Below are 23,902 nucleotides of genomic sequence, written 5' to 3' on the forward strand. Positions count from 1 at the left end.
CAATGAATCTCGGCGTCGCCTTCGCACCGCTGGTTCCGCAGTATGTCGTCTGGGCGGCATTCGGCGTCGCCGTGGTTCTGTCGATCCTGCTGCTGGTCGCGCGCAGCCGCGGCGCGCTGGTGCGTGCGATCGCCATGGCGATGCTGGTGCTGGCGCTCGCCAACCCGTCGATGACCCGCGAAGACCGCGATCCGATCCCGTCGGTCGCCGCCGTGATCATCGACAAGAGCCCGAGCCAGGAATTCGGCGACCGCACCGCACAGACCGAACAGGCGCGCGCCACCGTCATCGATCGTCTCAAGCGCGTGCCCGGTCTCGAACTGCGGGTTGCCGAGGCCGGCGCCGCCGACGGCGAGACCGACGGCACGCGGCTGTTCAATGCTCTGTCGTCGACGCTGGCGGACGTGCCGCCGGACCGCATCGCCGGCGCGGTGTTCATCACCGACGGCCGCATCCACGACATTCCGGCCGACGCCGCCGCGCTCGGCTTTGCCGCGCCGATCCATGCGCTGATCACCGGCCACGCCAACGAGATCGACCGCCGCGTCGTGCTGACGCAGACGCCGCGCTTCGGCATCGTCAACCAGATGCAGACCATCGGCTTCCGCGTCGAGGACCACGGCGTGCCTGCCGGTCCGGTGCAGGTCTCCGTGCGGCGCGACGGCGAAGTGCTGGAGCAGCGCACCGTCAATGCCGGCGCCAACGTCACCATGCAGGTGCAGATCCCGCATGCCGGCGCCAATATCGTCGAGGTCGAAGCGGCGCCGCTCGCCAACGAGCTCACCCAGGTTAACAACCGCGCGGTCATCTCCATCGACGGCGTGCGCGACAAGCTGCGCGTGCTGCTGGTCTCGGGCGAGCCGCATGCCGGCGAGCGCACCTGGCGCAACCTCCTGAAGTCCGACGCGTCGGTCGATCTCGTGCACTTCACCATTTTGCGGCCGCCGGAAAAGCAGGACGGCACGCCGATCAACGAACTGTCGCTGATCGCCTTCCCGACGCGCGAATTGTTCCAGCAGAAGATCGGCGAATTCCAGCTCATCATCTTCGACCGCTACGCCCGCCAGGGCGTGCTGCCGATGATCTATTTCGACAACATCACCCGCTACGTGCGCAACGGCGGCGCGGTGATGATCGCCGCCGGCCCGGATTACGCCTCGCCGACGTCGATCTGGCGCACGCCGCTCGACGCCATCCTGCCGGCGGAGCCGACCGGCGACGTCACCGAGCAGAGTTTCCATGCGCGGCTGAGCGACGCGGGCAAGCGCCATCCCGTCACGCGCGCGCTCGAAGGCGCCGGCGCCGATCCGCCGCACTGGAGCCACTGGTTCCGGCTGGTCAACACCAAGCGCACCACCGGCACCACGGTGATGCAGGGCCCGGACGGCAAGCCGCTTCTCGTGCTCGCCCGCGAGGGCGAAGGCCGCGTCGCGCTGATGCTGTCCGATCACATCTGGCTGTGGGCGCGCGGCTATGAAGGCGGCGGCCCGTATCTCGATCTCCTGCGGCGCCTGTCGCACTGGCTGATGAAGCAGCCCGAACTCGACGAGGAAGCCTTGCGCCTCATCGTCACCGGGCGCGACATGACGGTGCAGCGCCAGACCATGGCCGACGGCGTCGCCGACGTGACGCTGACCTCGCCATCCGGCAAGGCGCAGACCTTGAAACTATCGGCGGCCGAGCCGGGCCTGTGGCGGTCGCAAGTGCCGGCCAACGAACTCGGCCTGTGGCGCGCCACCGACGGCAAGCTCACGGCGCTGGTCAATGTCGGCCCGGCCAATCCGCGCGAATTCCAGGAAGTGACCTCGACGACGCAGACCCTCAACACGCTCGCCGATGCCACCGGCGGCAGCGTGCGACGGCTCGACACCGGCAGCGGCGTCGACGTGCCGCGAGTCGTGCCGGTGCGCACCGCCTCGACCTACAAGGGCGACGACTGGATCGGCATGAAGATGCGCGATGTTTCGGTGGTGCGCGGCATCGGCGTATTGCCGGTGTTCGCCGGTCTGATCGGCCTGCTGCTGCTGGTCGGTTCGCTGGCCCTCACCTGGGCGCGCGAAGGCCGCTAGTTCAAACGCGCGGTCACCCCGCGAAAGCGGGGGTCCAGACGAGAAAGAACCGGGTCCCCGCTTTCGCGGGGGCGCGCGGTTTGTTAGCGTCCATGGGCCTTCTGACGCGGGTATCTCCCATGACTTTCTCATTGTTCTTTGCGACCATGTTCGCCGGATTCCTTTATTCGGTGATCCCCGGCCCCGCCGTGCTGCTGGTGTTCTCACTCGCCGCTCAACACGGCCGCGGCATGGGCGCCAAATTCCTGATCGGACACATGGCCGGCGACGTGACCTGGAGCGCCCTGGCCTTTGCCTCGATCGTCGGCGTCAGCCAGACTGGGCCGCTGCTGTTCGACATCCTCGGCGCCGGCTGCGGCCTGTATCTGATTTATCTCGGCATCACTGCAATGCGCGCCAAGTCGGTGGGCGAAGCGCCGGTGCTGCGCGGACACCGGCCGTACCGCGCCGGCTTCCTGTTCGGCCTCACCAATCCGAAGGCCTATCCGGTTGCCGTGGCAGTCTTCACCGCGCTGATCGCGCGCTACACCCTTGAGCTGACCTGGTCGTCGGTGCCGCTGATGGGCCTTTCGGCCTGGATCGGCATCGTGCTGGGCTATGTCTGCACGCTGTTCTGGGCCGGCCTGCCGATCGTGCGCCGCTTCTTCCTGACCCACGGCGTCATCGTCACCCGCGTCATCGGAGCGACCTTCGTGCTGTTCGGCATGAAGTCGCTCGTCGATGCCGGGCGCTCGTTCCAGATGCGTTAGGAGCCAAGCCTTACTTCAGCACGTCGTCGGCGGCGGTGATGAGACTGTGCGACGGGTTCTTGCCGCAATATTCGCCGAGCTTGCCGCCGTTTTCCTTCATCTTGTCGAAGTCGACGATCGGCTTGGCATCCTGCGCGGCGTAGAAGCCCACCAGCCACATCATGATGAGACCGATGGTGTCCTTGTCGCTGGTGACGAAATCCTTGCAGGTCACGGTCGAAAGATCGAGTTGCTGCGCCTTGACGGGCAGCGACGACAGGCACGTGATGGCAAGCAGCACAACCGACAACGTCTTCTTCATGAAGGCCCCCTAACGCCGAACCAGATCGGCTGGCCAACTCTTGCGGCCGTGCAGTGACGCCGACAAGACCGTGACCTCGCGAGGCCGCTGAATTTTTTCTGAAATTATCTGAAGTTACGCCGGCTTTATGCGGGGACGATCCAGTCCGGGCGGATCAGGCCGGTGACGCCGTCGAAAGCGCCGGGCACCAGTTCGTTGACCAGCAGGCGGGCGGGATTGACCGGGCCGGGCATCTTCACCTGCCCCTTCTTGATCGGCTTGAAACCGCTGCGCGCGTAGTACGGTTCGTCGCCGACCAGCACGACCAGTTTGTGGCCCTTGTCCCTGGCATCCTTGAGCGCGCGCGCCATCAGCGCCGAGCCGACGCCGCGCGAGCGGAACGGCGGCTCGACCGTGAGCGGCCCGAGCAGCAGCGCCGGGACATCGCCGATGCAGATCGGCGTCAGCCGCACCGAACCCACCATCAGCGTGCCGATCCGGGCGACGAAGGACAATTCCGGCAGATGGCCGCGACCTTCGCGGATGCGATAGGCGCTGCGCGCGTAGCGCCCCGGCCCGAACGTGCGCTCGTTGAGGCGCTCGACGGCAAGGGCGTCGCTGGGCGATTCCGGCTGGATGACGAGTTCGAGTTCGCTCATGAAACCATGCGATTAGCATCCCCTCCGCCGAACGTCCATCGGCGGTGGCGCCCCGCTCCCCAAGCTCTTAGATAGACAGGAGCAAGGAGGCAGCATGGGACTTCTGGTTGACGGCGTCTGGCACGATGAGTGGTACCAGACCAAGGACGGCCGCTTCGAGCGGCAGGCTTCGAAATTCCGCAACTGGGTGACGGCCGACGGCAGCGCCGGGCCGACCGGCGATGGCGGCTTCAAGGCCGAGTCCGGCCGCTATCACCTTTATGTCTCGCTCGCCTGTCCCTGGGCCCACCGCAGCATCATCTTCCGCAAGCTGAAAGGTCTCGAGAGCCTGATCTCGATGTCCGTCGTCTCGCCGGACATGCTGAAAGACGGCTGGACGTTCCACAAGGACGAAGGCTCGACCGGCGACGCCGTCAACGGCAAGGACAAATTGTCCGAGATCTATCTGCTCGCCGATGCGAAATTCACCGGCCGCGTCACCGTGCCGGTATTGTGGGATAAAAAGCTGAAGACGATCGTCAACAACGAATCGTCCGAGATCATCCGCATGTTCAATTCGGCCTTCGATGCGCTGACCGGCAACACCGACGATTACTATCCGGCGGCTCGGCGCCCCGAGATCGACCGCATCAACGACCTCGTCTATCCGAAGATCAACAATGGCGTCTATCGGGCCGGTTTCGCCACGACGCAGGATGCTTACGAAGAGGCCTTCCGCAACCTGTTCGACGCGCTCGACGAGATCGAAGAGATATTGTCGCGGCAGCGCTATCTCGTGGGATCGAGGATCACCGAAGCGGACTGGCGACTGTTCACCACCTTGATGCGCTTTGATGCCGTCTATTACGCGCACTTCAAGTGCAGCTGGCGGCACATTTACGAATATCCCAACCTGTCGAACTACGCGCGAGAACTCTATCAGGTGCCGGGCGTCGCCGAGACTGTCAATCTGGCGCAGATCAAGCGACATTATTATCATAGCCAACGCACGGTGAACCCGACCGGCATCGTGCCGGTTGGTCCGCAACTCGATTTCGCCGCGCCGGACGATCGTGGTCGGTTTGGCTAATCCTGTCATTCCGGGGCGCGCCCGAAAGGCGCGAATCCAGGCGCGCGCGGTTTTGTAACGGAACTCCGGGTTCGCTTGCATTGCAGGCGAACCGGAATGACAATGGATCATGTTCGGCACCCATGATCTCTGGCTCTTTATTTTATCCGCGCTGCTGCTCAACATCACGCCCGGCCCCGACACCGCGCTGGTCGTCGCACGCTCGACCCAGATGGGTCTGCGCGGCGGCGTTGCTGCGTCATTCGGCATCACCGGCGGCATTGTCGTGCACATCACAGCCGCGGCGATCGGCCTGTCGGCGCTGATCGCGGCATCCGCCACCGCCTTCAGCATCATCAAATATGTCGGTGCTGCCTACCTCATCTATATCGGCCTGCGCCTGATGTTCGCGCGCCACGCCACCGGGGCCGACGCTGCGCCGCTATCGGTCGCGCCGCCGATGCGCAGCGTTTTCTGGCAGGGCTTCTTCAGCAACGCGCTCAATCCGAAGGTGGCAATCTTCTTTCTCGCCTTCCTGCCGCAGTTCGTCAGCAACGATGCGCCGTCGAAGGCGCTGGCCTTCTTGTTCCTCGGCGTCATCTTCAGCATTGGCGGTACCTTGTGGTCGCTGACTGTCGCCGTGATTACCGCGCATGCCGCCTCGCGCCTGAAGGCAACGCGGCGTTTCCAGCGCTGGATCGACAGCGCCATCGGCGCCATGTTCGTCGCGCTCGGCGTCAAGCTGGCGCTGGTACAGCGCTGAGGCGCAGCCGTCTTTGCCCTCGCATGGAGGGTGAACCTCTTTACCGCGCCCTCGCGTGTCAGCGGATGCGATAGGCGGCGTGACAGCCATTACAGGCGGACAGCGTGTCGCTCAGGCCGCGGTTCACGGCGGCCATCGTTTCCACAGACGGTGCAACGTCGGCGTCCTGGATGGTAATGGCCAGCCGGCTGGCCGCCCGATGCATGCTGGTGCCGAGATCCTGCATCGGCTGCGGCATATACGGCGCCAAATGCGCGGCATCGTGCTGCGTCAACGAGGTCATGCCCAGACGCTGCTCCGAGATTTTGGCCGCCGCGTCGAGTTTGCCGTCGGCCAGGTTGCCGACGATCTCGCCGACGGCCGCCAGATGATCGCGCATGTTGGCGAGCATATGCTCCTGCATCGGCGCCGGCAGGCGAACGAGGTCGCGCGGATCGGCCGCCGCGCCGCTCTGCGGCTGCTCGGCGCCGGCCGCAGGGCCGTGCATATGGTGATGTTGCATGTCCTGTGCGACGGCCATGGGCCAGACCGCCACGACGGCGACCACACCCGCTATCAATCCGATACGCCGCATCGCGCCCTCGCAAAAGTGACGAGACGCAGCTTAGGCCCGCACCGCTTTTCGCGATATGATCCCGATCATACGCGGCCCTGGGGCTTCCCGGCCCGCAGGAGCACGATCATGCCAGGGCCTCGCTTGATCTCGCCATGGCGCTCGAGCGCCGCCAGATTGCGATAAAGCGCCTCGTGCGTCAGGCCGAGCTCGGCGGCGATATCCTTCAGCGTGCCGGCGATGACGACGGTGCGGCCGTCGGCGCCAGCATTGATATGCAGCCAGTGCCGCAGGCGCTCGCGGGCCGACCGGATATTGCGCTGCTCGATGCGGGTGCGCAGGTTCATCACCTGACGCGCCAGCGTCGCCGTGAAGGCCTGCGCCGCTTTCGGATTCTTGTCGAAGGCCGCGAGCACGGCCGCCTTCGGATAGGCGCGCACCGTGGCAGCGGAGGAAGCAACAGCGTCGCAGTGATAGACCGGCGAGAACAGCGAGGCTTCGGCGATGGTTTCGCCGGGGCCAGCTACGTAAAGAAGGATCTCGTGGCCGGATGTGTCGATGCGCGACAGCCGCACCTGGCCGTCGATCACCTCGAACAGGCGCGCGACCTTGTCGCCGCGATGGAACAGAGCTTCACCGGCTTTCAAGTTGCGCTCGACCGCGGCGGCGCCGATCTCAGTCGGCGGCCACGTCGTGTCGCGATCGCTCACCACAGTTCGCTCACCGCCCGCCCCTCGAACACCTCGGCGATACGGGCGCGGGCGGCACGGCCGGTGTCGGCCGGCAATTCATCGATGGCAAAGAAGCCATGGGCGACGATCTCGTGATCCGGCTCCGGCGGGCTCTCCTGAACGAAGTCGCGCACCACAAACAAGGCGACATGATCGCGCCGCGAAACGCGCTTGTTGTGAAACACGCCGTGCAGCACCGGCTCGCCGGTGAGCTTGATGTTGCCCTCTTCCAGGAGTTCGCGCGCCAGCGCCGTCTTGATGGTCTCGCCGGTTTCGACGCCGCCGCCCGGCAAGTGCCAGCCGCTGACATAGGAGTGCTGGATCAGGAACACGCGGCGCTGACCGTCGATCACCAGGGCGAAGGCGCCCAGCGTCGCCCCGCGGGCGAACCGCCAGTAGAAGTGGAACACGCGCCGCAACAGCGGCTCGAACCTGCGGCGCAACGCGGACAAGGGCGATTCCTTCTCGATCGGAGCCCCCAAGTCCTAGCAGCGAACTGGTTGAAAGTGAGGCCACAGGCGAGCGCTGGGTAAGTCGGCCGGGCCTCTTTACACCTTAGAATAGTTCTAATATCTGAGGTAGCGACTTACTCGTCCCGAAAGGCGTCCTCCCGTGAAGCGATTTTCCGACCTGACAGAACAGGAAGTGCTGGCGCTCGCCATCACCAACGAGGAGGAGGACAGCCGCATCTACCGCGGCTTCGCCGAGGGCCTGCGCGAACAGTTTCCCTCCTCCGCCAAGGTGTTCGACGAGATGGCCGAGGAGGAAGTGCACCACCGGGCGATGCTCTACGAACTGTACCGCTCGAAGTTCGGCGAATATCTGCCGCTGATCCGCCGCCAGGACGTTCAGGGCTTCCTGCATCCGAAGAAGCCGTTGTGGCTGATGCGCCCGCTCGGCCTCGAGGAGGTCCGCAAATTCGCCGAAAACATGGAGTTCGAGGCCGAGCGCTATTATCGCAAGGCGGCGGAAAACGCCCGCGACGTGTCGGTGCGTGAGCTGCTGGTCAAGCTCGCCGAGGCCGAGGCCGGACACGAGTCTCTGGCGCACAAGCTGTCCGAGAAGATCCTCACCGAGGGCGCCCGCGAGAAGGAAGACGAAACCGCGCGTCGCATGTTCCTGCTGCAATACGTGCAGCCGGGCCTTGTCGGCCTGATGGACGGCTCGGTCTCGACGCTGGCGCCGTTGTTCGCCGCCGCGTTCGCTACGCACAACACCTGGGAGACGTTCCTGGTCGGCCTCGCCGCTTCGGTCGGCGCCGGCATCTCGATGGGATTCGCCGAAGCGCTGTCCGACGACGGCTCGCTCACCGGCCGCGGCACGCCGTGGCTGCGCGGCGCGGTGTGCGGCATGATGACCATGCTCGGCGGGCTCGGGCACACCTTGCCCTATCTCATTCCCGACTTCTATCTGGCGACCATCGTGTCGGTGATCGTGGTCGCGGTAGAGCTCGCGACGATCTCCTGGATCCGCTACAAATACATGGACACGCCATTCCTGCAGGCGACGTTCCAGATCGTGGTCGGCGGCGTGCTGGTGTTCCTCTCCGGCATCCTGATCGGGAGTTCGTGACGCCGAGCGCGCGGACGTGCTTTACAGGGCGGCATGACGTTCACCCTCGCTCACCTCTCCGACATCCACCTTGCGCCGCTGCCGCCGGCCCATGTGCTCGACCTTTGCTCCAAGCGCATCACCGGCTATCTCAACTGGCAGCGCAAGCGGCGCTTCGTGCATGACCGCGCGGTGCTCGATACGGTCACCGCCGACCTCAAGGCGCAGGCGCCCGACCACATCGCCGTGACCGGCGATATCGCCAATATCGGGCTGGAAGCGGAATATCCCGCGGGCCGCGCTTTTCTCGACGGTCTCGGCACGCCCGCGACGGTGAGCTTCGTGCCCGGCAATCACGACATCTATGTTGCGGAATCAACCGGCTTTGCCGAGCGCGCCTGGGGCGACTTCATGCGCGGCGACGGCGGCGAAGGCTTCCCTTATTTAAAGCGCCGCGGGCCGCTGGCGATCATCGGGCTTTCGACCGGCGTGCCGACGGCGCCGTTTCAGGCGACCGGCACCTTGGGCGCCGCGCAACTGGCTGCGCTCGGCCCCCTCCTCGACCGCACACGCGCCGAGACATTGTTTCGCGTGGTGCTGATCCATCATCCGCCGGTCAGCGACTCGCCGCATCACAAACGGCTCACCGATGCGGAGGCGTTCACCCGTATCATCGCCGCGCACGGCGCCGAGTTGATCCTGCACGGTCATGATCATCTCGACATTCTCAACATCATCGACGGCCCGAGCGGCGCGCGGGTGCCGGCGGTCGGCGTGCCGTCGGCCTCCGCCGCGCCCGGCACCGACAAGGATGATGCCGGCTATCATCTCTATCGCATCGATCGCGACGCGCATGCGTGGCGGTGCGAGATGGTGGTGCGGAGGATGAGTGAGGATGGGATGGTCAGGGAAGTGAAGCGCGAGATGCTCTCAGCCTAACCGTTCGTCCCCGCGAAAGCGGGGATCCAGAGGCCACGCACTCACCGAAGACTGGGTTCCCGCTTTCGCGGGAACGAATGGAGTGTGGATACGCGTTCAGAGTCGCCGAGTGTTCTACGGCTGCGGCGCGCTGAGCAGTGCCCAGGTCAACAGCGCGGCGACGGCGACCACAACGCCGTAGACGAACATGCGCACGCCGCGCAGACGGCCGCGGCGCTGTTCGTATTCGACGGTCTTGAGCGTCGCCGCCTGGCCGAACGGTACGTCGTCCGACAGCGCACGGTCGCGCTCCAGCAGCCGGCGCGCCACATAGCGCGTGATCGCGCCGGTCATCTCCGGCACGTCGTAGCTCTCGGCCAGCACGGCGCGGCCGTAGCGGGTGTCCTGCACAAAGCGGTACTGCCGCTTGTCGCGGCCCATTTCGACATGGGCCACGACGTCGAGCCACAGCCGCGGCGTCTCGCCCCGGCTGATGCCGCGGTCGAACAGTTCGACCTCTTTCGGGATTTCGGCGAACAGCGGGTCGAGCGCGTCGTTGAGCAGTTCCAGCCGCGCCACCTCGGCGTCGCGCAGATCGACGATCACGGCCGAGCGTTCGGCCGCCTCGATGCGCGCCTCGCGCAGGGCCTCTTTCAGCGGGGTCGGCGGCGGAGGCGTCTCCGGCTCGGCCTTTTTGCGACGTCCAAACATGGTCCTAATTCTAGCAGGGCTCCGGCCCGCGGAAAAGGTGATTTTCCGTGATTTTTCAACAACCTTGATGGTTAGCGGAGTATTAATTGCGGGGAACCACCCCGTAGCGCCGCAGCCAGCCGAAGCTATCCTCGGTGCGCGGCGTCGAGGGGATGTACTCGCAGCCGATCCAGTGGGCATAGCCGAGCCGGTCGAGTTCGGCGAAGACGTAGGGATAATTGATCTCGCCGTCCTCGTTGGGTTCGTGGCGCACCGGCACCTGCGAGCACTGCACGTGGGCGATCAGGGGCTGATACTTCTTGAAGCGCTCGATGAGATCGCCACCGACGATCTGCATGTGGAACAGATCGTACTGGATGAAGACGTTGTCGCTGCCGACCTTGGCGACGATGTCGGCGGCATGCTCCAGCTCGACCAGGAAATAGCCGGGAATGCCGCGGCCGCAGATCGGCTCGATATAGAGCTTGATGTCCCTGGCGGCGGCCTCGTCGGCGGCGCGCTTGAGGTTCTCGACGAACACGGCTTCCGCCTCGCGGCGCTGCTCGGGCGCCGCCTTGCCGGCGAGGCAATGGATGGCGAGGCCGCCGACGGTTTCCACATAGTCGAGCGTCTGCGCAAAGCCGGCGCGCCACTCGTCCTGCCGGCCCGGCAGCGCGCCGAGCCCGAACTCGGTGTCGCCGCCCTGCGGCGTGTTGATGCCAAGGACCTTGAGGTTGTTGCGATCCACCGCGCGCTTGTAGTCGGCCGCCGAGACGCCGTCGGGAAAGCGGCCCTCGATCGCGGTGAAGCCGGCCGCCGCCGCGGCGTCGATGCGGTCGATGAGCGGCCGTTCCTTGAACAGGTAGCCGAGATGGGCCGAAAAACGCGGCATGCGTCTCCCCTTTTTTGTTGCTCTTACTCTTGCTCTTGCGTTCGGAGTTCTTGCCGTATTGATTAGCGGTCAACCGGCGACAAGACCACCCCGCATTTCAGGAAACGCTCCCATGTCAGCCAATTCCGCCTTTCATGTCGCCGTGCTGCCCGGCGACGGCATCGGCCATGAGGTGACGAAGCCGGCTCTCGATGTGCTGCGACGCATCGAAGAGACGACGCCGAGCCTGAAATTCCGCTTCTCGGAAGCGCCGGCCGGCGCCGAGGAATACAAGGCAACCGGCAAATCGATGTCGGAAGCCACGGTGAAACTGTGCGGCGATGCCGACGCGATATTGCTCGGCGCCTGCGGCATGCCGAGCATCCGCTATCCCGACGGCACCGAGATCATGCCGCAGGTCGAACTGCGCTTCATCTACGACCTCTATGCCGGCGTGCGCCCGGCGCGGCTGGTGTCGGGCGTGCCCTCGCCCATCGTCGGCGCCCATGAGCACGGCATCGATTTCGTGCTGGTGCGGGAATCGACGGAAGGCTTGTTCGCTTCGATGGGCAAAGGCGTCACCACGCACGACGACGCACGCGAGACGCTGGTGGTCACGCGCAAGACCACGGAGCGGCTGTTCGACTTCTGCCTGCGCCTCGCCGAGCGCCGCAAGAAGCGCGGCAAGCCGGGGCGCCTGACGCTGGTGGACAAGGCCAATGTGTTCAAGGCCTTCAACTGGCAGCGCACCATCTTCGACGAACGCAAGGCGAAGTTTCCCGACGTCGCCACCGACAAGCTTTATGTCGATGCCTGCGCGGCCATGATGGTGAAGAAGCCGTGGGACTTCGACGTCATGGTGATGGAGAACATGTTCGGCGACATTCTCTCCGATCTTGCCGCCGGCCTGATCGGCGGCCTCGGCATGGCGCCAAGCGCCGACATCGGTGACACCCACGCCGTGTTTCAGCCGTGCCACGGCACCGCGCCCGACATCATGGGCCAGGGCAAGGCCAATCCGACGGCGATGATCCTGTCGGCCGCGATGATGCTCGACTGGCTTGCCGACAAGCACGATCATCAGCCTGCTGCGGAAGCGGCGATCCGCATCGAGCAGGCGGTGGACGACGCCTACAAGACCGGGCTGCGGCCGATGGAATTCGGCGGCGGCGACGGCACCGCCGCCATCACCAAGGCGGTGATGACCGCATTGGAGTCATAAAAAAGCAGACCGCTCGACGGCGGTCTGCTTGGGAAGTCATAAACGGCCAAGCCGATCAGGCTTTTTCTTGTTCCATCGTTACCGCAACGTCGGCATTGGCCGACAGGCGGACTTTCTGGCCTTCCACTTCGGCCACCAGACTCATGTCGATGAAGTGATGGTGCCCCTTGTGACTGCCCTGGCCGCTGTCAGCCTTGGTCAGTTTGATCCTGTTGCCTTCAACCTTGTCGACAGTCCCGACATGGGCGCCATCGGCGCCAATGACTTCCATGTGTTCCTTGACCTGATTCATTGTAAGATCCCTTTATTGAATAGGGTCAACGCGCGAAACCGGGATGAGTTCATCTGCGCTGGGTCGCACCACCGGAACGGACTTCTGCCCGCGCCGAACCAGCAACAGGATCGCCAGACCGGCCAACGCCATGGCCGCGCCGGCGATCGACACTGCCGGAAAGCCGAGTCCGGCGTCGATCACCGCGCCGCCGAGCGCGGCGCCCACCGCATTGCCGAGATTGAAGGCGCCGATGTTCATGGCGGACGCCAGGTTCGGCGCATCGTGCGCGGCTTGCATCACGCGCATCTGCAGCGGCGGCACCACGGCAAAGCTGGCGATGCCCCACAGGAAGATCAGCACGGCGGCGCTCGCCTCCCAGCGCATGCCGACGGCAAAGGCGACGAGCAGCACGACAAGAGCGAGCAGCGACGCGATCAGAGTGCCGTCGAGCGAACGGTCGGCGAAGCGGCCGCCGATGACGTTGCCGACAGTCAGGCCGACGCCGTACACCACCAGCATCGCGGTGACGAAGATCGTGCCGGCCCCAGTCTCGGTCGTCAGGATCGGTACGATGTAAGTGAACACGGTGAACATGGCGCTGGCGCCGACCACCGTCAGCGTCAAGGCGAGCAACACCGGCGCACGGGCGAGCACACGCAGCTCGGCGCGCATGTCGGCGTCCTTGTCGGCCGGCAGCAATGGCAGTGCCAGCCGCAGCGCCACCATGACGACGGCGCCAACGGCCGCGATGCCCCAGAATGTCGCGCGCCAGCCGAGAACCTCACCGAGCCAGGCCGCGAGCGGCACGCCGCCGATGGTCGCGATCGTCAGGCCGGTGAACATCGCGGCCACGGCGGACGCCCTGCGCTCCGGCGCCACGACGCTGGCCGCAACGACCGAACCGACGCCGAAGAAGGCGCCGTGGTTGAACGAGGTGATGATGCGGGCCGCCAGCAGCATCGCGTAGCTGTCGGACAGCGCCGCCAGCAGATTGCCCACGGTGAAGACCCCCATCAGGCCGATGAGCAGGGTCCGCCGCGGCACCCGGGCGAAGGCCAGTGTCATCACCGGCGCTCCGACCAGCACGCCGAGCGCATAGGCGCTGACCAGGAGCCCGGCGGCCGGAATCGAGACCCCGAGGCCATGCGCAATGAGCGGCAGCATGCCCATGGGGGTGAACTCGGTGACACCGATGCCGAAGGCGCCGAGCGCCAGGGCTAGAAGGGGCGGATTGAGTTTCATGGCGGTACGGCGCTCCGGATTATTGCGCCCACAGACATGGTGCAGCGCCGCAATGCCGACTAGCCGCATTCTCGGTCCAGCATCTTTGCGTATGATTCACAAATGGACCGGATCGATCACTCTGGCGAAATGGCGGCTTTCGTCGAAGTTGCCCGGCAGGGCAGCCTGTCGGGCGCGGCGCGCACCCTTGGGCTCACGCCGTCCGCCATCAGCCGGATCGTCGGCCGCATCGAGGCCAGACTCGGCGTCCGCCTGCTGGTGCGGACCACGCGCTCGCTGCGGCTGACCGCCGAGGGCGAAAATTATGCCCGCGCGGCGGGGCGCATCCTGGCCGACATCGCGGAGACCGAGAGCGCCATCGCCGATCAGGCCTCGCCTCGCGGCCGGGTGCGCATCAGCATGGCCTCGGCGCATGGCCGCATGTCGGTGCTGCCGCTGCTCGGCGAATTCACCACGCGCTATCCCGGCATCACGCTCGATATCGACCTCAGCGACGAGGTGGCCGATATCATCGGCGGCCACGCCGATGTTGCGGTTCGCTTCGGGCCGCTCGCCGACAGTCCCCTCACCGCGCGCCGGCTCGGCGAGACCGGCCGCACCGTGGTCGCCTCGCCGGCTTATCTCGCACGCCACGGCACGCCGCGAACGCCGGCCGACCTCGCCGAACACAACTGCCTCGATTTCAGCTTTCGCCGCATCGAACCGGGCTGGCCTTTCCGCGAGAACGGCCGCGACACCATCCTTCCGGTCAGCGGCAACATGACCGCCAACAACGGCGAGACGCTGGTGCAACTCGCGCTCGACGGACTCGGCATCACCCGCGTCGGCAATTTCCACATCGAGGACGAACTGGCGAACGGCCGGCTGGTGGCTTTGCTGGAAGATTTCAACCCGCACGACCGCGAAGCCATTCACGCCGTTTTCATCGGCGGCGCCAACATGCCGGCGCGCGTGCGCGTGTTGGTTGATTTCCTGGCCGAGAAATTGCGCGCGCCGAACGCGGCGTAGAAACCGTTGCGCGTGCACCCGTAAAGGGTGGGCTGCTGCCCGTGTGGCCAGCACATCGCTTTTCGTCACCCGAAAAACTTCGCGGCGATTGGTTTTGCATTCACCCCGGCCACCGCCTACGCTGCCGGCCAGACAGCACGAACCGGCGGCGGATAAATCCGAACAGCAGACCGGCTCGGCAGGGGAGGAAGATGACCATGTCAAACGAGACACGTCTCGGCGTGAGCCGCATTGCCCGCAACCGTTTCGTCATCCATGCGCTCGGCGCCCTCGCCGCGCTGGCGCTGGCCGCCGGCACGGCCTCGGCGCAGACCTACGGCATCGCCACCATGCCGCCGGGCACGCTCAGCCACACCACCGCCTCGGCGATTGCCAAGGTGCTCAAGGAAAAAGGCGGCCTCAACGTGCTGGTGCAGCCGACCGCCGGCGAGACCACGCTGCTGCCGCTGGTCGGCCGCGGCGAAGCCGATCTCGGCATCGCCAACATCTTCGAGACCGAAGCGGCGATGAAAGCCAATCCGGACCTGCGCATCGTCGGCTCGCTGCATTCGTTGCGCGGCGCCTTCTGGGTGCGCAAGGACACGCCGATGAAGACCATCGCCGACCTCAAGGGCAAGCGCGTGGTGCTCGGCTTCTCGGCGATGCGCACCATCGATCCGCTGGTGAAAGCCATCCTCGCCACCGGCGGGCTGACAGAAGCGGACGTCAAGCCGGTATTGGTCCCCAATGTGGTTCGCGGCGCCGACGACTTCGCCAACGGCGCGGCCGATATGTTCTTCTTTGCCTTCGGCGGCGCCAAAGTGCGCGAGGTCGATGCCACCGTCGGCGGCATTCGCGCGCTGGAGATTCCGAAGGAAGGCATGGCCGCGGCGCAGAAGATCGTGCCGGAAGGCTATCTGTCGCCGGCGGTGCCGTCGCCGTTCTTCGTCGGCGTCGATCATCCGATGGGCGTCTACACCTGGGACAACATGCTCGTCACCAACGCCAAGGTGAAGGACGAGGTCATCGTCAAGATGATCGAGACGCTGCAGGCCAACAAGGCCGACCTCATCGCCGTGCAGCCTGCCTTGCGCGACTTCGACGACAAGGCGCTCTACAAGGCCTACGACCTCAAATATCACCCCGGCGCCCTGAAGTATTTCAAGGATCACAACATCACAGCGATGAAGGTGCAGTAGGCCGGTAAGAAGCGAGACCATCCCTGTGAGCGATCTCCACGCCATCGACGAAGCGGCCGGCATGAGGCCGGCCATTTCTCCCGCCGCCGCGCTGGCAACCGACATTCTGCAGGCCTTGCTGCTGATCTGCGTCGTCGGCTGGGTGCTCGACCTGCCGCGCCGGCTGTTCGGCCTGTCGTTCTACACCGAGCAATTGCTGGCGGTGTGTCTCGGCCTGGCGCTGGCTTTGTCCTTCATCAATGCGAATTTCAAGCCGGCCGTGTTCGGCTGGATCGGTGGGGCGCTCGCGCTCGGCATTTGCGGCTACATTGCCGTCCGCTACGAGCCGCTGACGCTGTCGATCGCCATGCTGCCGACGGAAGGCGTCATCGGGAGCGCCATCCTCGTCCTGCTAGTGCTGGAAGCGACGCGGCGCTCGGCCGGCGGCGTCCTGGTCGCGATCATCCTGATCATCTCGGCCTATGTCTTTATCGGCCCGCATATGCCGGGCGACTTCGCCACCCGCAACGTGTCATTCGAGCGGCTGCTCGTCTATTTCGGCCTCGATACCAACGGCATGATCGGCAGCATTCTGTCGGTCGCGGTGCTGATCGTGGTGCCGTTCACGCTGATGGGCCAGGTACTCGGCCGCACCGGCGGCGCCGCTTATTTCGCCGATCTGGCGATGTCGGCGATGGGCACCTATCGCGGCGGCGCCGCCAAGATCGCCGTGGTCGGCTCCGGCCTGTTCGGCCTGATCTCCGGCGCCGCGGTGTCGAACGTGGTGGCGGTCGGCATCGTCACCATTCCGCTGATGTCGCGCTCAGGTTTCTCGCGCACCCGCGCGGCGGCGATCGAGGCCGTCGGCTCGACTGGCGGGCAATTGATGCCGCCGGTGATGGGCGCCGCCGCCTTCATCATGGCGGAATTCCTGCAGGTGCCCTATGGCGCGGTGTGCGTCGCCGCGGCAATCCCGGCCTTGCTCTACTACATCGCGCTGTTCGTGCATGTCGATCTCGAGGCCGCCAAGAACAAGATCGGCGCGGCTCAGGTTGCCGACATGCCGTCGTTCCGCGAAGTGCTGCTGTCGGGCTGGCACTTCCCGATCCCGCTGATCTTCCTGGTCACGACGCTGGCCTGGCCGGAATTCTTCCAGATACCCATCGAGCGCGCCGCGATCTATTCGACCGGCATCCTGATCGTGCTGTCGCTGACCTTCGGCTATCGCGGCAAGCGCGTGACGCCGGCCGAGATGGTACGCGCCATCCTCGACACCGGCCGCGCTGCACTCGACATCATTTTGATCGGCGCCGCCGCCGGCATGGTGGTCGGCGCGCTGAACATCTCCGGCATATCGTTCGGCCTGACGCTGCAGCTCATCACGCTTGCCGGCGAAAACTTGTTCGTGCTGCTCGTGCTCACCGCGATCATCTCCATCATTCTCGGCATGGGCATGCCGACGGTCAGCGTCTATGTGCTCACCGCCTCGCTGCTGGCGCCGTCGATCATCAAGCTCGGCGTGTCGCCGATGGCGGCGCATATGTACGTGATGTATTTCGGCATGCTGTCGATGATCACGCCGCCGGTGGCGATCGCCGCCTATGCGGCGGCCAACATCGCCCGCGTGCCGGGCTGGAATGCCGGCTGGATGGCCGTGGTGGTGGGCTGGAGCACGTTCTTCATCCCGTTCCTGTTCGTCACCGAGCCGTCGATGCTGATGAACGGCACCTGGCCGGTGATCGCCTGGAACCTCGCCCGCAACGTGCTCGGCATCGTCGTCGGCACCGCGGGCATCGTCGGCTTCATGTTCGCACCGCTGCCGGCGGCGCTGCGGCTCGCCTTCGCTGCGGCGGGCGTCGCCATCCTCATTCCGCCGCATGTCTTCCCGGGCGCCGAGTGGCTCGACTGGGCCGGGCTCGGCGGCGCGGTGGCGCTGCTGGCGTTCAACTGGCTGCAGAGCCGCGCCCACAAGCAAACGGCGCCGCAGGTGGCGGCGCCGTAATCCTTGCCCGTCACTCGGGCGGCCGAAGGCAGGGCCTACTGCCCTTCGCGCCAGATGCCGAGCGACTCCTGCGCCGGACGATCCGAGATCGAGAACAGCACAGCGTCGCCGCTCCCCGTAACCTCATGGGTGTAGCGCTTCCACGGCGGCGCCACGAAAACGTCGTTGCCGCCCCACTCGAACGGCTGACCGTCGATCACGGTGACGCCCGATCCTTCGGCAACGCAGAACACGGTGCCGTCGGTCGAGCGGTAGGGTTCGCCCTTGAAGCCCTTCGGCAACAGCGCCAGATGCGCGCCCATGGTCGGCAGCACCGGGCCGCCATTGATCGGGTTGGCGTAGCGCACGCGCGCGCCGTGGCGCTTGTCGATGTCGCCGGTCTTCTTCAGGCGATCGAGGATCGGCTTCATCTTGCGGTACGGATAATTGATGACCGGCGAGCGATTGGTGACCGCCGGCATGCCGTCGGGCAGCACGCCGGTGGCGAAGCGCTCGAACGAGTCGCCGTCCTCGTGATTCACGTTCTGCATCTTCTCGTCGAAGTGGTTGGCGAACGACGCCTGGAAGTGGTTGACGATGTGCATGTCGAGCACGTCGAGCCACATCACCGGCTCGCTTCCGGGATTGCCGTGATCATGCGGCGCCCAGTTGGCCGTGATGATGAAGTCGCCATGCTCCATCGACGACTTCTCGCCTTCGACCGCGGTATAGGCGCCCTCGCCTTTCAGCACGAAGCGGATGGCGGAGGCGGTGTGCTGATGCGCCTCGGCGATCTCGCCCGGCATGATGAGCTGGATGCCGGCGAACAGCGAATTCGTGATCTTGGACTTGCCGGGGTCGCCGGGATTTTCCAGCACCAGCACGCGGCGCTCGGCCTCCTCGGCGGTGATGACGTCGCCGGCCTCGAGCATGTACTTCTCGACCTGCGCAAACTTCCACAGCGCCGGCTGCATCTGCGACTTCGGCTCCGGCGTCACCAGGCCGCGCAGCACTTCCCACAGCGGCGCCAGATTGTAGCCTTTGATCTTCTCGTAATAGGCCTGTCGCGAACCCTGAATGTTGTGCTTCGGATTGGCCTGATCCGCGGTCGCCATCGACATGAGCCAGCTCCCTGGAGGGCGAACGCTTCGCCCGGTTGTTGAGTTTGATGCTGTATAGCGCAATCGCGGCGGTCGCGGAACAACCCTGGATCGGGGGCGCCATGCGCCGGAACGATAGTTCCGCCCCGGTCAGTTGTTGACGGACCCGCCGTCCACCACCAGCGACTGGCCGGTGACGAAATTGCTGTCGTCGGAGGCAAGGAAGATCAGCGCGCCCAGGAGATCCTCCGGATAGGCATCGCGCTTGAACGCCCGGGTGTTGCGGATCTTGACCTGCTCCTCCTCGATATGGGCGGTGTTGGTCAGCCCGGTGTCGGACAGGATCAGGCCCGGCGACAGCGTGTTAACGCAGATATTATGCTCGCCGAGTTCGCGCGACAGCGCCCGGGTGAAGGCGATGATGGCGCCCTTTGACGTCACGTAAGGCAGCATGCGCGGGATGCCCTTGTAGGGCGTGCCCGAGGCGATGTTGATGATCTTGCCGCTCTTGCGCGCGATCATGTGCGGCGCGGCATGGCGCACCGTCAGGTAGCTGCCCTTGATGTTGACCGCCATGACCTTGTCCCACAGGTCGGCGTCCCACTCGCCGAAGGCGCGCGGCGTCAGCGTCGAATACAGGGCCGCGTTATTGACCAGGATATCGATCTGGCCGAAGGCCTTCATCGTTTCGGCCACCATCGCCTTCACCGACATCTCATCGGCGACGTCGCAGATCGTGGTGGCCGCGCTGCCGCCGGCCTTGGCGATCTCGGCGACAATGTCCTTGCCGTCGGCGATGTCGGCGACCATCACCTTCGCGCCGTGCTGCGCGAGCGCCAGCGAATAATGCCGGCCGATGCCCTTGGCGCCGCCGGTGACGATGGCGACCTTGTCCTGAAGCCGGGACATGGCTTGCCCCTTCTCGTTCAGGCTTTGACGCGCTGAATGAACGACGCGAAGGCGGCGAGCTGCGCCTTGACGAAGTCCTTGGTCGGCTGGTCGGTCAGTTCGAGCGTATCCTTGTCGAACTTGTTCTGCGCGAAGCTCACGAGGACTTCGGGCGTTCCGAAGGTGAAGGCGTTGAGATAAGTGAGCGTCATGCGCATGTGATACTGCATGCGCGAGCCGCCCATCGGCCCACCGCTGGCGGACTGGATCGCCACCGGCTTGTCCTTGAACGGCTGGTCCTTCATGCGCGACACCCAGTCGAGCGCGTTCTTCAGCGCGCCGGGGATCGTCCAGTTGTATTCCGGCGAGACGATGATGACGCCATCGGCGGCGCGAATGGCGTCGGCCAGGGCCACGACCGGCGCCGGGAAGCCCGACGCATCCTGGACGTCCTGATTGTAGAACGGGATGGCATCGTAGGGCGGCGACTCGATCAGGGTCATGCCCGCCGGTGCCAGCGGTGGCAGCGCGCGCACCAGCGCGTGGTTGAAGGACTTCTTGCGCAGCGACCCGCAGATCGTCAGAACCTTGAGTTCTCCGGCCATTTCGTCCTCCCGTCGAACAAACTTATTTCGGCTAGTGCGCCAACAAAAACGCGTCCCGTGACGCTCACGGGACGCGCACTGTGTCAAATTCCGAGGGTCAACGCCAGAACCGGCGCTTCGTTCACTTCTCGTCGGCGATGGTGTTCTTGAGAACGCCGATGCCGCCGATCTCGACCTCGATGGTGTCGCCGGCCTTCATCCACACCGGTTCCGGTTTTCGGGCATGACCGACACCCGACGGCGTGCCGGTGAAGATGATGTCGCCCGGCTCCAGCGTGATGCCCTCGGTCAGATAGACCAGCGATTCCGCGACCGGGAACATGAAATGGTCGGTGTTCGACGACTGCATGGTGGTGCCGTTGAGGCGGCTTTCGATCTTGAGGCCCTTGCCGCCGCGCGGCAATTCGTCGGCGGTCACCATCCAGGGGCCGTAGCTGCCGGTCTCGTCGAAATTCTTGCCCATGCCCCACTGCGTGGTGTGGCGCTGATATTCGCGGATCGAGCCTTCCATGCCGCAGGTGTAGCCGGCGACACAGTCGGCGGCATTGTCCAGCGTCAGATGCTTGGCGCGCTTGCCGATGATGATGACGAGTTCGGCTTCGTAGTCGAACTGGATCGACTTCTTCGGACGGATCAGCGGCGCGCCCGGCGCGGTGAACGAGCTATTGACGCGGAAGAAGATCGACTGGAATTTCGGGATGTTGTCCTTCTGCGGGCCTTCCTTGACGTGGTCGAGGTAGTTGAGCCCGAGGCAGATCACCTTGCCCGGATTCTGCACCGGCAGTGCGAACTTGACGCCGGCGAGCGGGCGGCGCGCCGAAGCCGGCGCCTTCTTCGCCACGTCGGCGAGCGCCTTCACGTCGCCGCCGGCGCGCAGGAAGGCGCCGAGTTCGGAGGCAAGCTTGTTGTCGGCCGCATGCACGTCGACGACGGTGTCGCCGTCGATCACGCCCATACGCACGCCGTTATCGGTCTGGAAATTGACGATCTTCATTTGCTTGCCTCACCAGGACTATTGTTCGACCGCCGCGAAAAGCGCGCGGATCTGCGCTGCGAGGCTTAGCGCACTGTGAGGCATCCCTTCAACTGCCTGAAGGGGCCGCATTTTTCGGATTGCGGAACGGTGGGCCGGCCCGGCCCACCTTGGGCCAGCTAGCGCTTGGCCTCGGACAACGAGAATGCCTGGATCGAGAACCGGCAGTCGGTGTCCATCCAGACACTCACCGGCTCCCAGCCGACGCCGCGCGCCAGGGCGGACAGCGATTCCGGCGTATATTTGTAGCTGCTCTCGGTGTGGATGGTTTCGCCGGCCCGGAATTCGAAGCACTCGCCGGCAACCTTCACCTTCTGCCGCTTCAGGCTCGCCAGGTGCATCTCCACGCGCTGACGCTCGCGGTTATAGAAGGCGTGGTGCTCGAAGCTTTTCAGATCGAAGTTGCCGCGCAATTCGCGATTGATGCGGACAAGGACATTGACGTTGAATTTCTCGGTGAAGCCGGCGGCGTCATTATAAGCTTCGTTGAGAACTTCGGCTTCCTTCACCAGGTCGGCGCCGATGATGATCTTGGCGCCGGGGCCGAGCGTCTTGGCGGCATTGCGCAGGAAGGCCGCCGCCTCGTGCGGCTCGAAGTTACCGATGGTCGATCCCGGAAAGAAGCCGATACGCGCCGGCGCATCCAGCGCCTCTTGCGGCAGGGCGAAGGGCTGCGTGAAATCCGCGGTAATCGGCAGCACGTTGAGCGATGGGAAATCCGGCCGAAGCTCAGCCGCTTCCTGCTCCACCATCGGGCCACAGATATCGACCGGTACATAAGCCGCGAGCGCCGGCGCGGCAGCAAGCAGAATGCGCGCCTTCTTGTTCGAACCCGAACCGAACTCGACCAGCGCCGCGCCCGGCGGAATGAGCTGCGCGATCTCGGCGCCGCGCTCGCGCAAAATGTTCATCTCGCAGCGAGTCGGATAGTACTCCGGCTGCTCCGTAATGCGCTCGAACAGCTCGGAGCCCACCGCGTCGTAGAAATACTTCGGCGGCAGCCGCTTGGGCTGCTGGCTCAGGCCTTTGAGAACGTCAGCTTCGAACGCCGACTGTTCGTCATCGACGGGAGCAAAAGTGTGGGTACGTGCCAAAGCGACCATATGGCCCTCTTAATCCGAATGCGGTGTGTTAATTCCGATGCCGGCGTTCTGGTTCAGGGAAATTCGGCTAAACGCAGTCCACTGAACTGCCAGCGCGCGGCCGGCTGAAAGAAATTGCGGTAGCTCAAACGTTCATGGCCTTCCGGTGTTGCCAGCGACGAGCCACGCAGCACCATTTGTCCGCTCATGAATTTGCCGTTGTACTCTCCCAGGGCACCTTCGATTGCTCGGTAGCCCGGATAGGACAGATAAGCGCTCCGCGTCCATTGCCAAGCCACGCCGAAGGCGTCGGCAAGCGAGCCGGACCGGGCGGAAACCTCCCATTCTTGCTCGCTCGGCAGGTGTTTGCCGGCATAGCGGGCAAAAGCGTCGGCCTCGTAATAGCTGACATGCAAAACCGGAGCAGCCGGATCTACCGTCTTCAGGCCGGCAAGTGTCATGACCTGCCAGGTTCCCTCGACCTGCCGCCAGTAGCCGGGCGCCTCCCAGCCCTCAGCCTGCACCGCAGCCCAGCCGTCCGACAGCCATAGCGAAGGCGTGCGATAGCCGCCGGCCGCCATGAAATCGAGCCACTGTGCGTTGGTCACAAGATGCCGCGCGATGCGCATCTTCGGGATCAGGGTGTCGTGACGCGGCAACTCGTTATCGAAGCAGAAGCCGTTGCCGTCATGGCCGATCGGTTGAATGCCGGCAGGCACATCGACGAAGTCGTTCACCGCCCGCGGCCCCCCGGCGATGCCCGGCATGCGCCAGTCGGGATTATAGGCTGGATTGGTCGGGTTCTGTGCGAAGGCGTGCAGTATATCGGTAAGCAACAGCTCCTGATGCTGCTGCTCGTGATTGAGGCCGATTTCGAGGATCTCGAAAACGCGAGCCGCATCATGCTTCGGTACGCTGCCGATCAGTTTTTCCACCGCGGCATCGACGTGAGCGCGATAGCGCGTCACCTCTTCGCTGTTCGGCCGCGTGATCAGGCCGCGCTGCGGCCGCGCGTAACGCGGACCGGCGGCGACATAATAGGAGTTGAACAGGAACGGAAAGCGCTCGTCGAAAATCCGGTAGGACGTGTCGAACTCGCGAACCAGAAAGGTCTCGAAGAACCACGTCACATGCGCGCGGTGCCACTTGGTCGGCGACGCATCGGCCATCGACTGCACGATCTGGTCTTCCGGCGACAGGAACGACGCACGGTGCTCCGTCTCCGCGCGCACGCGTCGAAAGGCCGAGAGCCAATATCCGCGCTGCTCGTCGATGGTGGGAATTTTATGCAACGCGCCGGGCATCGACGACTTTGCGGACTGGGCCATGAACGGCCTCCGTATCACTAGCGAAAGACAACGCGCCCCGGCGGGGAACATACCATTAGATAGATACGGCTCACGGCGGGAATAGTTCCATTTTCGCTAT

At 65.0% G+C, this 23,902-nt stretch carries 25 protein-coding genes; 10 read left to right on the top strand and 15 right to left on the bottom strand.

The features are described from left to right. The first annotated feature begins 2 nt into the window (after positions 1–2). Both ASD45_RS14145 and ASD45_RS14150 read left to right on the top strand, forming a co-directional pair. The gene (locus ASD45_RS14145) at positions 3–2,069 is read left to right on the top strand and encodes a hypothetical protein (RefSeq protein ID WP_056912065.1); all 2,067 of its coding nucleotides are present in this window, start codon (positions 3–5) and stop codon (positions 2,067–2,069) included. A 119-nt stretch (positions 2,070–2,188) separates the two neighbouring features. Continuing rightward, the gene (locus ASD45_RS14150) at positions 2,189–2,818 is read left to right on the top strand and encodes a LysE family translocator (protein ID WP_056912066.1); all 630 of its coding nucleotides are present in this window, start codon (positions 2,189–2,191) and stop codon (positions 2,816–2,818) included. Positions 2,819–2,828: 10 nt separating this feature from the next. Here ASD45_RS14150 and ASD45_RS14155 read toward each other — a convergent pair whose 3' ends face one another. Both ASD45_RS14155 and ASD45_RS14160 read right to left on the bottom strand, forming a co-directional pair. After that, a complete protein-coding gene (locus ASD45_RS14155) occupies positions 2,829–3,119 on the bottom strand; it encodes an HdeA/HdeB family chaperone (RefSeq protein WP_056912067.1) in 291 nt (96 codons plus the stop codon). Between the two features lie 125 nt (positions 3,120–3,244). Then, on the bottom strand, positions 3,245–3,757 hold the full coding sequence (locus ASD45_RS14160; protein WP_056912068.1) for an N-acetyltransferase: 513 nt from the start codon (positions 3,755–3,757) through the stop codon (positions 3,245–3,247). Positions 3,758–3,851: 94 nt separating this feature from the next. Between ASD45_RS14160 and ASD45_RS14165 the strand changes: the two genes are divergently transcribed. Both ASD45_RS14165 and ASD45_RS14170 read left to right on the top strand, forming a co-directional pair. Further along, positions 3,852–4,826: a glutathione S-transferase family protein gene (locus tag ASD45_RS14165; RefSeq protein WP_056912069.1), complete on the top strand. Its 975-nt coding sequence runs from the start codon at positions 3,852–3,854 to the stop codon at positions 4,824–4,826. 109 nt (positions 4,827–4,935) lie between these two features. Then, a complete protein-coding gene (locus tag ASD45_RS14170; protein ID WP_056912070.1) occupies positions 4,936–5,568 on the top strand; it encodes a LysE family translocator in 633 nt (210 codons plus the stop codon). A gap of 58 nt (positions 5,569–5,626) precedes the next feature. Here ASD45_RS14170 and ASD45_RS14175 read toward each other — a convergent pair whose 3' ends face one another. The 3 genes from ASD45_RS14175 to ASD45_RS14185 form a co-directional block, all read right to left on the bottom strand. Further along, on the bottom strand, positions 5,627–6,088 hold the full coding sequence (locus ASD45_RS14175; protein WP_156380851.1) for a hypothetical protein: 462 nt from the start codon (positions 6,086–6,088) through the stop codon (positions 5,627–5,629). 119 nt (positions 6,089–6,207) lie between these two features. Further along, a complete protein-coding gene (locus ASD45_RS14180) occupies positions 6,208–6,831 on the bottom strand; it encodes a Crp/Fnr family transcriptional regulator (protein ID WP_056912072.1) in 624 nt (207 codons plus the stop codon). Further along, the gene (locus ASD45_RS14185; RefSeq protein WP_244485365.1) at positions 6,828–7,304 is read right to left on the bottom strand and encodes an NUDIX domain-containing protein; all 477 of its coding nucleotides are present in this window, start codon (positions 7,302–7,304) and stop codon (positions 6,828–6,830) included. Before ASD45_RS14185 ends, ASD45_RS14180 begins: the two co-directional genes overlap by 4 nt. A gap of 160 nt (positions 7,305–7,464) precedes the next feature. On the opposite strand from ASD45_RS14185, the gene mbfA reads away from it, so the two are divergent. Together mbfA and ASD45_RS14195 are read left to right on the top strand one after the other, a co-directional pair. After that, entirely contained in the window at positions 7,465–8,424 is a 960-nt protein-coding gene (gene mbfA, locus ASD45_RS14190; protein WP_056912073.1) for an iron exporter MbfA, read from the top strand. 33 nt (positions 8,425–8,457) lie between these two features. Beyond that, a complete protein-coding gene (locus tag ASD45_RS14195) occupies positions 8,458–9,342 on the top strand; it encodes a metallophosphoesterase (protein WP_056912074.1) in 885 nt (294 codons plus the stop codon). A gap of 114 nt (positions 9,343–9,456) precedes the next feature. Here ASD45_RS14195 and ASD45_RS14200 read toward each other — a convergent pair whose 3' ends face one another. Next, complete coding sequence (locus ASD45_RS14200; protein WP_056912075.1) at positions 9,457–10,032, bottom strand: hypothetical protein; 576 nt, start codon at positions 10,030–10,032, stop codon at positions 9,457–9,459. Between the two features lie 82 nt (positions 10,033–10,114). Continuing rightward, on the bottom strand, positions 10,115–10,903 hold the full coding sequence (locus ASD45_RS14205) for a TIM barrel protein (protein ID WP_056912076.1): 789 nt from the start codon (positions 10,901–10,903) through the stop codon (positions 10,115–10,117). Between the two features lie 112 nt (positions 10,904–11,015). Between ASD45_RS14205 and ASD45_RS14210 the strand changes: the two genes are divergently transcribed. Further along, positions 11,016–12,104: an isocitrate/isopropylmalate dehydrogenase family protein gene (locus ASD45_RS14210; RefSeq protein WP_056912077.1), complete on the top strand. Its 1,089-nt coding sequence runs from the start codon at positions 11,016–11,018 to the stop codon at positions 12,102–12,104. A gap of 55 nt (positions 12,105–12,159) precedes the next feature. Here ASD45_RS14210 and ASD45_RS14215 read toward each other — a convergent pair whose 3' ends face one another. Then, a complete protein-coding gene (locus ASD45_RS14215) occupies positions 12,160–12,396 on the bottom strand; it encodes a DUF2171 domain-containing protein (RefSeq protein WP_056912078.1) in 237 nt (78 codons plus the stop codon). Positions 12,397–12,408: 12 nt separating this feature from the next. Next, positions 12,409–13,620: an MFS transporter gene (locus tag ASD45_RS14220; RefSeq protein WP_056912791.1), complete on the bottom strand. Its 1,212-nt coding sequence runs from the start codon at positions 13,618–13,620 to the stop codon at positions 12,409–12,411. Between the two features lie 102 nt (positions 13,621–13,722). Here ASD45_RS14220 and ASD45_RS14225 point away from each other — a divergent pair, with 102 nt between their 5' ends. The 3 genes from ASD45_RS14225 to ASD45_RS14235 all read left to right on the top strand — a co-directional run bounded on the left by ASD45_RS14225 (position 13,723) and on the right by ASD45_RS14235 (position 17,787). Continuing rightward, positions 13,723–14,628 (top strand): LysR family transcriptional regulator, encoded by a 906-nt coding sequence (locus ASD45_RS14225; protein WP_056912079.1) that lies wholly within the window; start codon positions 13,723–13,725, stop codon positions 14,626–14,628. 197 nt (positions 14,629–14,825) lie between these two features. Beyond that, entirely contained in the window at positions 14,826–15,806 is a 981-nt protein-coding gene (locus ASD45_RS14230) for a TAXI family TRAP transporter solute-binding subunit (protein ID WP_162249427.1), read from the top strand. Between the two features lie 25 nt (positions 15,807–15,831). After that, on the top strand, positions 15,832–17,787 hold the full coding sequence (locus tag ASD45_RS14235) for a TRAP transporter fused permease subunit (protein ID WP_056912081.1): 1,956 nt from the start codon (positions 15,832–15,834) through the stop codon (positions 17,785–17,787). Positions 17,788–17,822: 35 nt separating this feature from the next. Here ASD45_RS14235 and gtdA read toward each other — a convergent pair whose 3' ends face one another. The 6 genes from gtdA to egtB all read right to left on the bottom strand — a co-directional run bounded on the left by gtdA (position 17,823) and on the right by egtB (position 23,778). Next, positions 17,823–18,887, bottom strand: a complete 1,065-nt coding sequence (gene gtdA / locus ASD45_RS14240) for a gentisate 1,2-dioxygenase (protein WP_244485367.1) — start codon at positions 18,885–18,887, stop codon at positions 17,823–17,825. Between the two features lie 129 nt (positions 18,888–19,016). After that, positions 19,017–19,775, bottom strand: a complete 759-nt coding sequence (locus ASD45_RS14245; RefSeq protein WP_056912082.1) for a glucose 1-dehydrogenase — start codon at positions 19,773–19,775, stop codon at positions 19,017–19,019. Positions 19,776–19,792: 17 nt separating this feature from the next. After that, positions 19,793–20,359 (bottom strand): NADPH-dependent FMN reductase, encoded by a 567-nt coding sequence (locus tag ASD45_RS14250; protein WP_056912083.1) that lies wholly within the window; start codon positions 20,357–20,359, stop codon positions 19,793–19,795. Positions 20,360–20,480: 121 nt separating this feature from the next. Next, a complete protein-coding gene (locus ASD45_RS14255) occupies positions 20,481–21,353 on the bottom strand; it encodes a fumarylacetoacetate hydrolase family protein (protein WP_056912084.1) in 873 nt (290 codons plus the stop codon). Positions 21,354–21,511: 158 nt separating this feature from the next. Beyond that, positions 21,512–22,495 (bottom strand): L-histidine N(alpha)-methyltransferase, encoded by a 984-nt coding sequence (gene egtD, locus ASD45_RS14260; protein WP_056912085.1) that lies wholly within the window; start codon positions 22,493–22,495, stop codon positions 21,512–21,514. Between the two features lie 53 nt (positions 22,496–22,548). Next, a complete protein-coding gene (gene egtB, locus ASD45_RS14265; RefSeq protein WP_056912086.1) occupies positions 22,549–23,778 on the bottom strand; it encodes an ergothioneine biosynthesis protein EgtB in 1,230 nt (409 codons plus the stop codon). Positions 23,779–23,902: the final 124 nt, after the last annotated feature.

The sequence above is a fragment of the Pseudolabrys sp. Root1462 genome (genome assembly GCF_001426945.1).
In the GTDB taxonomy this organism is placed as follows: domain Bacteria; phylum Pseudomonadota; class Alphaproteobacteria; order Rhizobiales; family Xanthobacteraceae; genus Pseudolabrys.

Bases quoted from the DNA above. Each gene is read 5' to 3' on its own strand.
- ASD45_RS14145 (WP_056912065.1), top strand. From the start codon at position 3: ATGAATCTCGGCGTCGCCTTCGCACCGCTGGTTCCGCAGTATGTCGTC.
- ASD45_RS14150 (WP_056912066.1), top strand. From the start codon at position 2,189: ATGACTTTCTCATTGTTCTTTGCGACCATGTTCGCCGGATTCCTTTAT.
- ASD45_RS14155 (WP_056912067.1), bottom strand. From the start codon at position 3,119: ATGAAGAAGACGTTGTCGGTTGTGCTGCTTGCCATCACGTGCCTGTCG.
- ASD45_RS14160 (WP_056912068.1), bottom strand. From the start codon at position 3,757: ATGAGCGAACTCGAACTCGTCATCCAGCCGGAATCGCCCAGCGACGCC.
- ASD45_RS14165 (WP_056912069.1), top strand. From the start codon at position 3,852: ATGGGACTTCTGGTTGACGGCGTCTGGCACGATGAGTGGTACCAGACC.
- ASD45_RS14170 (WP_056912070.1), top strand. From the start codon at position 4,936: ATGTTCGGCACCCATGATCTCTGGCTCTTTATTTTATCCGCGCTGCTG.
- ASD45_RS14175 (WP_156380851.1), bottom strand. From the start codon at position 6,088: ATGGCCGTCGCACAGGACATGCAACATCACCATATGCACGGCCCTGCG.
- ASD45_RS14195 (WP_056912074.1), top strand. From the start codon at position 8,458: ATGACGTTCACCCTCGCTCACCTCTCCGACATCCACCTTGCGCCGCTG.
- ASD45_RS14200 (WP_056912075.1), bottom strand. From the start codon at position 10,032: ATGTTTGGACGTCGCAAAAAGGCCGAGCCGGAGACGCCTCCGCCGCCG.
- ASD45_RS14205 (WP_056912076.1), bottom strand. From the start codon at position 10,903: ATGCCGCGTTTTTCGGCCCATCTCGGCTACCTGTTCAAGGAACGGCCG.
- ASD45_RS14210 (WP_056912077.1), top strand. From the start codon at position 11,016: ATGTCAGCCAATTCCGCCTTTCATGTCGCCGTGCTGCCCGGCGACGGC.
- ASD45_RS14215 (WP_056912078.1), bottom strand. From the start codon at position 12,396: ATGAATCAGGTCAAGGAACACATGGAAGTCATTGGCGCCGATGGCGCC.
- ASD45_RS14220 (WP_056912791.1), bottom strand. From the start codon at position 13,620: ATGAAACTCAATCCGCCCCTTCTAGCCCTGGCGCTCGGCGCCTTCGGC.
- ASD45_RS14225 (WP_056912079.1), top strand. From the start codon at position 13,723: ATGGACCGGATCGATCACTCTGGCGAAATGGCGGCTTTCGTCGAAGTT.
- ASD45_RS14230 (WP_162249427.1), top strand. From the start codon at position 14,826: ATGTCAAACGAGACACGTCTCGGCGTGAGCCGCATTGCCCGCAACCGT.
- gtdA (WP_244485367.1), bottom strand. From the start codon at position 18,887: ATGTCGATGGCGACCGCGGATCAGGCCAATCCGAAGCACAACATTCAG.
- ASD45_RS14245 (WP_056912082.1), bottom strand. From the start codon at position 19,775: ATGTCCCGGCTTCAGGACAAGGTCGCCATCGTCACCGGCGGCGCCAAG.
- ASD45_RS14250 (WP_056912083.1), bottom strand. From the start codon at position 20,359: ATGGCCGGAGAACTCAAGGTTCTGACGATCTGCGGGTCGCTGCGCAAG.
- ASD45_RS14255 (WP_056912084.1), bottom strand. From the start codon at position 21,353: ATGAAGATCGTCAATTTCCAGACCGATAACGGCGTGCGTATGGGCGTG.
- egtD (WP_056912085.1), bottom strand. From the start codon at position 22,495: ATGGTCGCTTTGGCACGTACCCACACTTTTGCTCCCGTCGATGACGAA.
- egtB (WP_056912086.1), bottom strand. From the start codon at position 23,778: ATGCCCGGCGCGTTGCATAAAATTCCCACCATCGACGAGCAGCGCGGA.